Below are 11809 nucleotides of genomic sequence, written 5' to 3'. Positions count from 1 at the left end.
ACATGACGATTTTCATTCCAACTCTCGATATATTAGTTATTGTTGCTTAAGATAAATTTCAGCAACACTCTCACTTCACGTCTAAACGCTTATAGAGAAACGTGTCGCGCCAGCAGACTGCACAACATCAACTGCCGCTTTCACATCCGCTAAGTCATATGTAGAATGGACTTTCATAAAACGTAATTGCTTATTTTCGACTAAACGAATTAAGTGACGAAACGTTTCTTGCCATTTATATGGTGACACTTCATTATTCCAATGTCGTAAATGAAATATGTTCGCGTGCACTTTTGCTTTTGTGACAATCTCTGCCCAGTTCACTTGTATTCCTGATAGAAGACCGATCGTTAAAAAATGCCCGTTTGGACGTAAGGAAAAAGCTAATGCATTTCCATCCGGTCCTCCGATAGAATCAATCGCAGCATCCGCACCAATCCCGTTTGTTAATTCCATAACAGTTTCATAAAGCGGGGCAGTGGAAGTATCAATTACATATGCAGCACCAAGGCGCAGTAATTCTTCTGTATGCTTATTATTTCTTGTAACGGCAATTAATCGGAAATTTAAAATTTGGGATAACTGCGCAAATAGATGTCCAATAGCGGACCCACAAGCATTCACTAATAAAACGTCATTACGCTGTAAGTTTAACGTTTCTGTACAAGTAACCCACGCCGTAAGGGGATTAATATACATTTGTGCCGCTGTGAAATCATCAATGGAATCAGGAATAGGGACTACAAAATCAGCTGATGTCTTCACATATTCTTGCCAAGTACCTTCCCCGCGTAAAGGTAACACTCGTTTACCGATAAGCTCTCGAGAAACAAAAGCGCCAACATTTTCTACAATACCAACACCTTCATAGCCAGGTATGTTAGGTAAAGGAATTCTATGAGCGTACGCTCCTGTGATGGGAATTAAGTCAGATGGATTAATCGGTCTAACTAGCATACGGACGAAAACTTCATTATCTTTCAGTGGTTCTATATTTTTATATTCAACTTGTAATACGTCTTTTGGATTGCCAAACTTATGAAATTGAATGCATGTTCCAAGCAAAGTAATTTGCCCCCTTAGTTTGATTGGGTTTATTATAGCATTTTTAGTTTGGATGGTTACTTTGTTAGTGATAAATAGGGTTTTTAATTTACGTATTTATCAGAATTTTATAAAATGTGTATATAACTATAAAATGGGGGGATTTCTTCATGTGTACTAGTTTGACGTTACAAACTAAAAATTTCCAACATCTTTTTGCGAGAACAATGGATTTCACATTAGATATGAATCAGGAAGTAATAATCATTCCTCGGCGTTATCAGTGGAACAATATAACTGGTGAAACTATCCGAGCGAAAAAGGCTGTTGTCGGAATGGGAATTAATCATGAAGGAAGGGTCATTATGGCGGACGGAGTAAATGAAGCTGGTATGACGTGTGCCACTCTCTATTTCCCGGGATTCGCTACTTATAGTAACAGTATAGATAACCATAAAACGAATTTAGCGCCATTTGATTTTGTAGCTTGGAGCCTCACGCAATTTAATTCTGTTGAAGAGTTAAAAAAATCTGTTGATAACATTTCCCTTATAGATATACCATTACCAGTTTTAGGAATTACTCCGCCGCTACATTGGATTTTAGCAGATAAATGGGGAGAGTGTATTGTACTTGAGCCGACAACTGATGGACTAAAAATGTATGACAATCCATTAGGAGTGATGACTAATAGTCCGGAGTTTAATTGGCATTTACAAAATTTAAGACAATATATTGGACTTAAATCGCAGCCATTTGCGCCAACGGAGTGGGGAGATGTACCATTAAGTGCTTTTGGCCAAGGTTCAGGAACGATGGGACTTCCTGGAGATTTTACCCCGCCATCAAGATTTGTGCGGGCAGCATATGGAAAACAAAACATTCAAGGTATAGAGAACGAAGAAGAGGGGATATCTGCTATTTTTCATATCTTATCAAATTGTGAGGTTCCTAAAGGGTCAGTAATAACAGAAGACGGAACATTAGATAATACCATCTATACGAGTGCAATGTGTATGGAATCTGGAACATATTATTACCATACTTACGATTGTAGACAAATTATAGCTATTCATTTATTCAATGAAAATTTAGATACAGCTGAGATTAAAACTTATCCGTTTCAGCGGAAACAAAAAATATTTTATGAAAACTGAAGCGCCCCTGAAAAAGTGAAACTAATAAAAACACCTCCATTTAATTTGCATACTTAGTATGCGAATTTAGGAGGTGTTTTTTATCATTTATCAATATTCAGGTTTACTTCTTGCTATTCTATTAAGCCGAAGCCTTCTTCATTCTCTCAAGTAAACTAGACAACACATGCGTACGATACGATTCTAGTTTTTTACCTTCATAAGTACGGATACCTAATTTTTTAAGTTCTTTTACATACCAACCTTTGCTTCCGAAATACATGTGATCGCTCCCCTTCAACTTTGTTTTATTTATTCTGATTGCATATGGAGGTACAGGTAATATAATGAAGGAAATGAATTTCGCGCGAAAATGGTTAACTTTGTTGCAAAAGACATATATACTAAAGATAGTATACAACGAGGTGGACAAGACGTGATTATAGAGAAGCACGAAATTCAAATTGACCAAATTACTAGCGGTAAAGTGAATATCTTTACTTTCTATCGAAATAGAAAGCAAATTGATGATCATTTTTTACGATTGCAAGAACCATCGCTTACAGCAAACTACTTCTTCCATTTTCATTTTGATGCAGAGAGCTTGCATCTACTGCAGAAAGAGTTTCCAAGCGTATATCCGTACGACGGTAGTGAAACAATTCACGACTGGACGGAAAAGATGAAAGCAGAATTGCAACATCAGATCCAAACAGGTAAATGGAATAAACGCGTACGTATCGGTAATCGTATTCTAGATGTGGTGTTTACGTGGTGTGACGAAGATATAGTAGAGTGAAAAAGAAGCGGATGACGCTTCTTTTTTTAGCGCTGGAATAAAACGAGCTTACCTGCAGTAGATGTACAGCGATGTGTTTTTTCATACAATCCTTTTTCTTGTAAGATAGATTCACCTTTTGCTTTCGCTTCTTTTTCAGTTGCCGCCTCGAATGATTCGTCTAATGCTTTTGAACCATCTTTTTCAAAGACTGTTAGAACGTATACTCCCATGAAAATTCCCTCCAATATTTAAAATCAGAATCTTATAATTATTTTGACATAAAATACTACAATATGCAAAGAAATATATGACATTGCGTGGTAAAATAGAATGAAACTTTAATCATCGAGAATATTTTTATTCTCGATGATTATTAGTTTTCAGCGATTTAAATTTTGATAAAATGAAACTTTTGAAAGATAGAAAGGATCGTTATTTGTGAAACAAGTAAAGTTTATACATGCGGCTGATTTGCATTTGGATAGTCCGTTTAAAGGGATGGAGATGAATGTTACGCAGTCTGTGTGGGAGAGAATGAAGCAAAGTACGTTTGAATCATTTGAGCGTATTGTTGATAAAGCGATTCAAGAGCGCGTTGATTTCGTATTACTAGCTGGGGATTTGTATGATGCGGAGACGAGAAGTTTGAGGGCGCAAGTGTTTGTGCGTGAGCAAATGAAGAGACTTTCGCAATACGATATCCCTGTTTTTATTATTCACGGTAACCATGATCATTTAGGGGGAAGCTGGGCAGCAATTGAGTTTTCGGAAAATGTTCATGTATTTACTGAGCCTTATGTAGAAGAGAAATCATTTTATAAAAATGGTGAGCTATTAGCTTCTATTTATGGTTTTAGTTATTTGCAGCAAGCGGTAACGGATAATATGACAGCGCAGTATACGAAAATGAGTGATGCGCCTTTTCATATTGGTATGCTTCACGGAAGTGTGGAAGGAGATGCAGAGCATAATCGCTATGCACCGTTTCAAATTCGTGAGTTGAAAGAAAAACAGTTTGATTATTGGGCTCTTGGCCATATACATAAACGTGAAATTTTATCAGAAGAACCATACATTATTTATCCAGGGAACATACAAGGTCGTCATCGTAAGGAAACAGGCGAGAAGGGTGCATACCTTATTGAACTTACGAAAAAAGGATCGCAGTGTTCATTTTTCCATACGGCAGATGTTGTATGGGACGAAATCGAGGTTGGTATTGATGGACTTGACACTGTTGATGAACTTATGACAAGCATATCTACTGCGATGAATGAATGCCGAAGAGAAGAGGAAGGTACGCTATTAACTGTCGTATTTACAGGACAAGGCCCACTTTCACCTTATTTGCGCGACGAAAAGCGTGTGGAAGAGATTTTTCACATTTTAGCATCTGGAGAAGAGCGAAAAGATTTCGTATATGCAATGAAGTGGAAAAATGAGACGGTTTCTTTTGCGGAAATCGAACGTTTGAAAGCGGAAAATCATTTCGTCGGTAGTGTGCTAAAGGAGTTAGAAGCTTTCACTAATATGGACGGAGTATTGCGCACTATTTGGACATCTCCTGTAGCGCGTAATAGTATTGAATCTTTTACAGAAGAAGAGAAGAAAGAGATTCAAAAGGAAGCAGAAAATATTATTTTAGAACAATTATTCCAGCAAGAGAGGGATAAAAAATGAGAATTGAAAAACTCCATATTTATGGGTACGGAAAATTAGAAAATGTGGAAATGGATCTTTCCTTGCTGACAGTGTTATACGGTGAAAATGAAGCGGGGAAATCGACAATTCGCTCATTTATGAAAAGTATTTTATTCGGTTTTCCGACGAGAGGACAGCGCCGTTATGAGCCGAAAGAAGGCGGGAAGTATGGCGGTGCGATCACTGTGCAAACAGAGCAGTACGGTCGTTTGAAAATTGAGCGATTGCCAAAGACGGCAGCTGGCGAGGTGACCGTTTATTTTGAAGACGGGAAAACGGGCGGAGAAGAAATTTTAAACGATATATTAAGCGGGATGAATGAAAATTTATTTGAATCTGTCTTTTCATTTGATATGCATGGCCTTCAAAACATTCATCAGCTTGGCGAAGCAGATATTGGCAATTATTTATTTTCGGCAAGTGCAGTCGGAAGTGATGCGCTATTGCAGTTAGATAAAAAGCTAGAAAAAGAAATGGACCAGCGCTTCAAGCCGAGTGGTCGTAAACCAGAAATTAACGTGTCATTGCAAGAGATGAAGAAACTTGAAGAGAAGATGAAAGAGTGGCAAGGGAAAATTGGCACGTATGAAAAGCAAGTGGAGCAGTTAAAAGAAAGTGAAGAGAAACTTGCTTCTGTTCGCGTGGAAAAAGAGAATGCAGAAAAGCGGAAGCAAGATTATGAAATATTAGCAGCGCTTGAGCCTCTCGTTATTGAAAAGCGTGCGCACGAGAAAGTGTTAGAGAACGAGAGCGGGCAGTTTCCTGTAAACGGAATGGCGCGTTATGAAGCAATTAAGGCGAAGATGGAGCCGCTTCAATTACAAGTTGATTCGCTCCACAAGAAAATTGAGACAGTGCAATCGGAAATTGCCTCGATTCAAATAGATGAAGAGTTTTTACAAAAAGAAAGTTATGTAGAAGAACTTCGTATGCAGCATATGTCTTACGAAAATGCACGCCAAGAAATGCGTGATTTGACAGGAAGTATTACGAATATAAAAGAAGAACTGGCAGAACTAGAGCAACAAATTGGTGCTACTTTTGAAAAGGAAACAGTTCTGTCGTTTGATATGAGTTTGGCAACGAAAGAGTTAATTACGCAAACAGTGCAAAAGGCGCGTGAATTAGAAACGCAAAAAGCACAGCTTGATGATCATTTTAAAGTAGCGCAGGAGCAATTAGAAGAACAAGAAGAGAATATAAGACAGATTAAGCAACGAATGTTAGCGGATGAAGAGCGAAATGCGTTAGCTGAGAAAGAGAAGTCGTTCCAAGATGCGGCGTTTATCGGTATGGGCGCAGAGAGAATGAAGCGCAAGTATGAGGAAAAAGCAGGAGCAGCTAAGCAAAAGAAAAAGCAGTGGCAAAGAGTTTGTCTTCTGTTACTCCTTATTAACACAGGCATTTTATTCACAAGCTTATTTATAGACAATCGACCGCTCTTATTTATTAGTGTCATTGTTTTTGTAGGGATTGTTCTCGCCCTTGTTTTATATAAAGATCCATCAAGTGGATTACAAGAAGAGCTCCTTACACTTCAGCAAAGTGCTGGCGGGAGACAAAGTGAAGAAGCGATGTCTGTTCGTTATCAGTTAGAAAAAGATGAAGAGATTCGGAAGTTATTTGAGCGCGAGTCTTATAAGTTACAGCAGTTGGAACGAGCGTATGATAAAGTCGTTTCATCGTATGAGGAATGGGAGAGAGAAACGTTCCAGGCGGGAGAACAAGTCGATGCATATAAAACGCGCTATATGTTTCCTGAATTTTATACGTATGCACACATATTGCCGGCGTTTGAGCGTATTGAAAAAATGCAGCAATTATATCGGGAGTTAGAGAAGCAAGGTACGCGAAAATCTTCATTATATGAAATGATTTCGCAATTTGAACATAAACTAGAAACTGTTATCGGTAGTGCGGAGTATAGTAAGCTACACGAGGCACAAAGCCGTATGCAAAATGAGAAAGAGAAGCGCCAAACTTGTAAGCAGTTAAAAGAAAAACTGGCGGAATGGCAAGAAGAATATGAGTTTATGCAAGAACAATTAAAGCAATTACTAATAGAACGAGATGGTTTATGGCATATTGCAGAGTCTACAGATGAAGAGATGTTTTTAGAAGCAGGTAAACTGGCGGAAAAACGTGAGGATGCAGAGAAACAAGTGGGGCGTTTATTACCGCAAATTGATCTGTTGGAACAGCGTTTAACGAGTTTATCATTAGCTGAACATTATGAAGCTGACGGTTATGAAGGAAAATTAAAGCAAGAAATTACAACTGTCCAAAACTGTCTTACGAAAGAGAAAGAACTGACAGAGCGTATTGCGAAACATCGTATGGAAATTGCGAATTTAGAAGAAGGTAGTACGTACGGCGATTTAATGCATGAATGGGAAATGAAAAAAGCGCAAGTGCGTGAACAAGTGAAGAAGTGGGCTGCTTATGCGGCCGCAAAGACAGTGTTAACGAAAACGAAGCACTATTATCATGAAGTTCATCTTCCTCGTATTTTACAAAAATCAGAAGAGTATTTCGTCTATTTAACAGGCGGACGCTATAGTAAAATCTTTTCACCGTCAGAGGCAGAACCGTTTATCGTTGAACGTAACGATGGTATGCGTTTTTACAGTCATGAACTAAGCCAAGCGACAGCGGAGCAGTTATATTTATCGCTGAGATTTGCGCTCGCGAAAACATTCGAACATGATTATCCATTTATTATTGATGATAGTTTCGTGCATTTTGATGCGGTAAGGACGAATCGAACGATTGAACTTATAAAGGAAATTGCAAAGGATAGACAAGTCATATTCTTTACATGTCATGCGCATTTACTTGCGTATTTTCCAGAAAAACAGATTATAAAATTAACACATATGCGTAAAGAAAATGAGTTGTAGTGTGCTATACTAAAAGTAACTGATTTGGTGGAGGAATTCGAATGAAAAAGAAAATTGCAGAGTATGAAGTTGGTGAACAAGTCGATATTTTCTTGTTAATTAAAACAGCGACAAAAGGTATCGCAAGCAATGGAAAGCCATTTTTAACAGTAATCTTACAAGATCCAAGTGGAGACATTGAAGCGAAGCTATGGGACGTATCACCAGAAGTTGAGAAACAATATGTAGCGGAAACAATCGTGAAAGTAGCTGGTGATATTTTAAACTACAAAGGACGTATTCAATTACGTGTGAAACAAATTCGTGTTGCGAATGAAAATGAAGTAACAGATATCTCAGACTTCGTAGAAAAAGCACCAGTGAAAAAAGAAGATATGGTTGAGAAAATTACGCAATACATATTTGAAATGAGAAACCCGAACATTCAGCGTCTAACAAGACATTTATTAAATAAGCATCAAAACGAATTTTTAGACTATCCAGCAGCGACAAAGAACCATCACGAGTTCGTATCTGGACTAGCTTATCACGTCGTATCAATGCTTGATTTAGCGAAAGCTATCTCAAATCTATACCCATCGTTAGATAAAGACTTACTATATGCAGGCGTTATTTTACATGACCTTGGTAAAGTAATCGAACTATCTGGCCCAATTTCTACAACGTATACGTTAGAAGGAAATTTACTAGGCCACATTTCTATTATGGTGAACGAAATTGGTAAAGCAGCAGACGAATTGCAAATCGATGCAGAAGAAGTATTAATTCTTCAACACATCGTCCTTTCTCACCACGGAAAAGCGGAATGGGGTAGCCCAAAACCACCATTAGTAAAAGAAGCAGAAATTCTGCATTACATCGATAACTTAGATGCAAAAATGAACATGATGGACCGCGCATTAGGACGCACAAAACCAGGCGAATACACAGAGCGTGTCTTTGCACTTGATAATCGTTCGTTCTATAAACCGACGTTCCATAATTAATAGTGTGAATAAAGTGGCCTCATTAAGTGTTAATACGCTTAGTGGGGCTGTTGTATAATGATAATAAAGTTATTGAATTTTGATTATTAAAAAGCTAAGAGCCTTACTACATTCTACGTAGCAAGGCTCTTTAAAGTTGTTTCAAATTACATCCATCTGTTCGATCAAGTGTAACTATTCGCAATTATTTGATATTATACAGGTGAATAGAAAGATGAATTAAAATTTAGTTTCGTAGTTGTAAAAGGAGGTTATTTATATTATTCTCTTATAATTTTCCAAAAAGGAGAGTTTATGAAAAAGATTATTGTTTTTGTATTAACGATATTTATATTATTCTCAGGATTTGCAACACAAAGTTATGCGTTGTCAGATTCGCAATCTGCGGCAATACAAGCGTTGCTAGATGATGCCTGTCGTATATCAGGTGTGCCGGGAATGTCAATCTCAATACTTGCTGATGATGAAGTGTTCTACTTTTCTTCAGGGTATGCAGACCGTGAAAAGGGGTTGTCTGCAAGTGAAAATACACTCTATGAGTTAGCCTCGGTCAGTAAAGCTTTTACCGGTATGGGTATTATGCTATTGGAAGAGCAAGGGCTGCTCTCAATGACTGACCCTGTCCAAAAATATTTACCTTGGTTTACATTAAAGTATCAAGGGAAACCTGTTGATATGCAAAGTCTTACACTAAATAACTTTCTTCACCATACCAGTGGTCTAATAAATATTAGGCATACTCAAAATATTCCACAAGGCAATACACCGGATATGTTGCAAAAGACTGTGGAAATGCTCGTTGATGCTGAATTGGCGTTCCCTCCCGGTGAACAGTATAACTATGGAACCGTTAATTATGACGTATTGGGTTTGGTTATTGAGATTGTGTCGCGACAAAGCTATGAAGACTTTATGAAGGAACAGGTATTTCAGCCGCTAGGTCTTCACCAGACGTATGTTTATAAAGAAGATGCTCAAGCTACTGGACAGTTGGCACAGGGCTACCGTTCTTCCTTTTTTATGACAACTCCATTTAAAGCTCCGGATTATGCTGGGAATAAACCCGCAGGCTACATCATTTCTAATACAAAAGATATGGCTCGTTGGCTGGGCATACAGATGGGTATCGTGCAGGACATACCCGAAATATTTCACACGGTTATCGAAAAATCACATAGGGGTGATATGTCTGTTTCGGCTGTCAACGGTATGTATTATGCGGCAGGTTGGTCCGTAAATGCCGAACAAACGATTATAGAACACACTGGGGGCAATCCAAATTTCAGAACCGAAGTAGTCATACTGCCAAATGAACGAACAGCCGTCTCCTTGCTGAGCAACGGCGCAAATACCAATACAAACATGGTACTAAAAGTTAAAGATATATTAGAAGGCAATCTAACTCAGTCATATGAAATAAGCGGTACACAGCTTTTGGATATCATTTTGTCGTCTATCACAATTATTCTTTGTCTATTGGCCGTTTTGCTATTTCTCTTAGGATTACGCAGAAGGAAAACGAATGATCAGCAGCCAATGACAAAAAAGAGAATAACCGTAACAGTTATTTTCCTGACCGCTACGATTGCCCTGAGTATACTGTGCTGTGCTTTCGATTGGTCAACAATACTTATGTGGCAAACATATAGTGTTCTTACAGCTTTGATTTCGTCAGCATTATTAACAGCAAGCATTACATGGTTTGTGTACACTCACCGATAAAATACCTCGCTCCTAAGATAAGCATAATGTTAAGTCATTAAAGTCCGATTGGTGAGGGCTGATAATCAGTGGGGGGTGAAGAAAACCCCCACTGATTAAAGTTTCACTTTATTAAAAATGAAATAAAATAGTTAAGAAGTACGCATGGGTGTAACGAAGAACTAATAAAACATATCTTGCCACTAGAATGGGGGCATATCAACTTTTAAATTGAGTACCGCCAGCATTTCAGAAAAAATATGCTAAGCAAAAAATACAATAAGCTGTCCATATGGGCAGCTTATTTACATAATTCTCGATATTGGAAGTTGATTAATATCAGTTCATTTGTTTTTCGAAAGGAGTTATTTTGTTCGTTCAAAGGTAATATCAAAGTAATTCGCGTACCCCATAGTTGGTGACGCAAATAGTTGATTTTATAGGGGGAAAACCTGTAACTAAATAACATAGGTGTTTTTGTTTAAATTTTGCTTAATTCTCACTAGTAATTAACTAAAAATTTAGAAATCGTTATATAATGAATTTAATTTAAAATTAGGAGTGATTAAATTGCCAGATATGATAAACCTCGTTCTTTTCATCATTATAGCGAGGTGTTAAAACTTCTAATAGAAAGCATATTCGATTAAGAAAGAAGGGGTAGTTATGAAAACTAGTGAAGAAACGCATTGGCAAAGGTTTAAACGTAAGAGTAAATCCCCGAAAGAGTGGTTAAAGAAAGTATACGAATTTTTTATTAATGAACACGTATGGGATGCTATCTTTAAAGTGTTCCTTAAACTAGTATGGGCAGTAAAAGGTATGGGGAAAAGCTTGAAACGGGTAATAGAAAACATATTCAATTAAATTCTATTCTTTCATAATTTCTTCATACGATCGATAATTTCCAATAAATTTGTTTTATATAATGGAGTGTGAATACGACAGTTGATACAGCAATGGCTATAATACCTATATGTGCGTAAAAATTGAAGTAATCATATTTCTGGAAGAAAAATTCAAGGACAGGAAATAAAAGAGTAAGACTAGCAATTAATATTAATTGTTCTTTTTTCATTATCATGCCTCCTTCTTTGTATAATTCAGCATTGATAGAAACAATTCCTATATGAATATCCTATACATGATCAGTTAACATAACGTCCTATTATCGGTAGCAAGGAAAAAGGAGGAACCCTACTCTCACAAGGGAACCTCCTTTTTTTGTTCTATCAATCTATGCAATTTTTTATACATTCCTATTCTGGTGCGGTTTTAGGGTTCTTGTCTGTTATTGGATTAACGAAAAAACTGTATAAAATCTCGCATACTCTTAGCGTGTTTTTTTCAAAAATGCTGGCGATATCTCACATCCATCAACTTATGAATTTTATAATGTCCTCAAACCAAGAATTTCTCGTGTTTTTAGTCCAAAATGTTATTTAATAAAAAAATATCTCGAATTTGAGATAAATTACTTGCTTTTTAATCACTTGAGTTGTAAAGTGATAGTAACGAAAGCGATTGAGTCATATGAAAAACATACACTCACTTGCTTTC

11 protein-coding genes are annotated in these 11809 nt (G+C 37.2%); 7 read left to right on the top strand and 4 right to left on the bottom strand.

What is annotated here, in order from left to right; all coding sequences use genetic code 11:
* Positions 1-81 precede the first annotated feature (81 nt).
* Complete coding sequence (locus ACS2CR_RS08160) at positions 82-1065, bottom strand: zinc-dependent alcohol dehydrogenase family protein (RefSeq protein WP_053513531.1); 984 nt, start codon at positions 1063-1065, stop codon at positions 82-84.
* 149 nt (positions 1066-1214) lie between these two features.
* Here ACS2CR_RS08160 and bsh point away from each other — a divergent pair, with 149 nt between their 5' ends.
* The gene (bsh, locus tag ACS2CR_RS08155; protein ID WP_053513532.1) at positions 1215-2201 is read left to right on the top strand and encodes a choloylglycine hydrolase; all 987 of its coding nucleotides are present in this window, start codon (positions 1215-1217) and stop codon (positions 2199-2201) included.
* 121 nt (positions 2202-2322) lie between these two features.
* Here the strand turns inward: bsh and ACS2CR_RS08150 are convergent, their stop codons facing one another.
* A complete protein-coding gene (locus tag ACS2CR_RS08150; protein ID WP_000273536.1) occupies positions 2323-2463 on the bottom strand; it encodes a YflJ family protein in 141 nt (46 codons plus the stop codon).
* Positions 2464-2616: 153 nt separating this feature from the next.
* Here ACS2CR_RS08150 and ACS2CR_RS08145 point away from each other — a divergent pair, with 153 nt between their 5' ends.
* The gene (locus ACS2CR_RS08145) at positions 2617-2979 is read left to right on the top strand and encodes a hypothetical protein (protein WP_000582785.1); all 363 of its coding nucleotides are present in this window, start codon (positions 2617-2619) and stop codon (positions 2977-2979) included.
* A gap of 26 nt (positions 2980-3005) precedes the next feature.
* On the opposite strand, the gene ACS2CR_RS08140 is transcribed toward ACS2CR_RS08145, so the two are convergent.
* On the bottom strand, positions 3006-3191 hold the full coding sequence (locus ACS2CR_RS08140) for a YhzD family protein (protein ID WP_000539552.1): 186 nt from the start codon (positions 3189-3191) through the stop codon (positions 3006-3008).
* A gap of 208 nt (positions 3192-3399) precedes the next feature.
* Between ACS2CR_RS08140 and ACS2CR_RS08135 the strand changes: the two genes are divergently transcribed.
* The 5 genes from ACS2CR_RS08135 (at position 3400) to ACS2CR_RS08115 (ending at position 11116) form a co-directional block, all read left to right on the top strand.
* Positions 3400-4641: a metallophosphoesterase family protein gene (locus tag ACS2CR_RS08135; RefSeq protein ID WP_000815728.1), complete on the top strand. Its 1242-nt coding sequence runs from the start codon at positions 3400-3402 to the stop codon at positions 4639-4641.
* Entirely contained in the window at positions 4638-7562 is a 2925-nt protein-coding gene (locus ACS2CR_RS08130; protein WP_053513534.1) for an ATP-binding protein, read from the top strand. The genes ACS2CR_RS08135 and ACS2CR_RS08130 overlap by 4 nt, the downstream gene beginning before the upstream one ends.
* Before the next feature lie 41 nt (positions 7563-7603).
* Positions 7604-8548, top strand: a complete 945-nt coding sequence (gene yhaM / locus ACS2CR_RS08125; protein WP_000726639.1) for a 3'-5' exoribonuclease YhaM — start codon at positions 7604-7606, stop codon at positions 8546-8548.
* A gap of 294 nt (positions 8549-8842) precedes the next feature.
* Complete coding sequence (locus ACS2CR_RS08120) at positions 8843-10270, top strand: serine hydrolase domain-containing protein (protein ID WP_053513536.1); 1428 nt, start codon at positions 8843-8845, stop codon at positions 10268-10270.
* 645 nt (positions 10271-10915) lie between these two features.
* The gene (locus ACS2CR_RS08115; RefSeq protein WP_000858032.1) at positions 10916-11116 is read left to right on the top strand and encodes a hypothetical protein; all 201 of its coding nucleotides are present in this window, start codon (positions 10916-10918) and stop codon (positions 11114-11116) included.
* 22 nt (positions 11117-11138) lie between these two features.
* Here ACS2CR_RS08115 and ACS2CR_RS08110 read toward each other — a convergent pair whose 3' ends face one another.
* A complete protein-coding gene (locus ACS2CR_RS08110) occupies positions 11139-11327 on the bottom strand; it encodes a hypothetical protein (protein WP_000712159.1) in 189 nt (62 codons plus the stop codon).
* Between the last annotated feature and the right edge of the window lie 482 nt (positions 11328-11809).

It is taken from the genome of Bacillus cereus group sp. BceL291, assembly GCF_051776705.1.
In the GTDB taxonomy this organism is placed as follows: Bacteria; Bacillota; Bacilli; order Bacillales; family Bacillaceae_G; genus Bacillus_A; species Bacillus_A cereus.
The sequence above is the reverse complement of the archived record's forward strand: the minus strand, read 5'-3'. Positions and strand labels throughout refer to the sequence as shown.

What these genes read in the sequence shown, in the direction of transcription:
- yhaM (WP_000726639.1), top strand. Translation starts at nt 7,604, where the DNA reads ATGAAAAAGAAAATTGCAGAGTATGAAGTTGGTGAACAAGTCGATATT.
- ACS2CR_RS08120 (WP_053513536.1), top strand. Translation starts at nt 8,843, where the DNA reads ATGAAAAAGATTATTGTTTTTGTATTAACGATATTTATATTATTCTCA.
- bsh (WP_053513532.1), top strand. Translation starts at nt 1,215, where the DNA reads ATGTGTACTAGTTTGACGTTACAAACTAAAAATTTCCAACATCTTTTT.
- ACS2CR_RS08150 (WP_000273536.1), bottom strand. Translation starts at nt 2,463, where the DNA reads ATGTATTTCGGAAGCAAAGGTTGGTATGTAAAAGAACTTAAAAAATTA.
- ACS2CR_RS08130 (WP_053513534.1), top strand. Translation starts at nt 4,638, where the DNA reads ATGAGAATTGAAAAACTCCATATTTATGGGTACGGAAAATTAGAAAAT.
- ACS2CR_RS08140 (WP_000539552.1), bottom strand. Translation starts at nt 3,191, where the DNA reads ATGGGAGTATACGTTCTAACAGTCTTTGAAAAAGATGGTTCAAAAGCA.
- ACS2CR_RS08110 (WP_000712159.1), bottom strand. Translation starts at nt 11,327, where the DNA reads ATGAAAAAAGAACAATTAATATTAATTGCTAGTCTTACTCTTTTATTT.
- ACS2CR_RS08115 (WP_000858032.1), top strand. Translation starts at nt 10,916, where the DNA reads ATGAAAACTAGTGAAGAAACGCATTGGCAAAGGTTTAAACGTAAGAGT.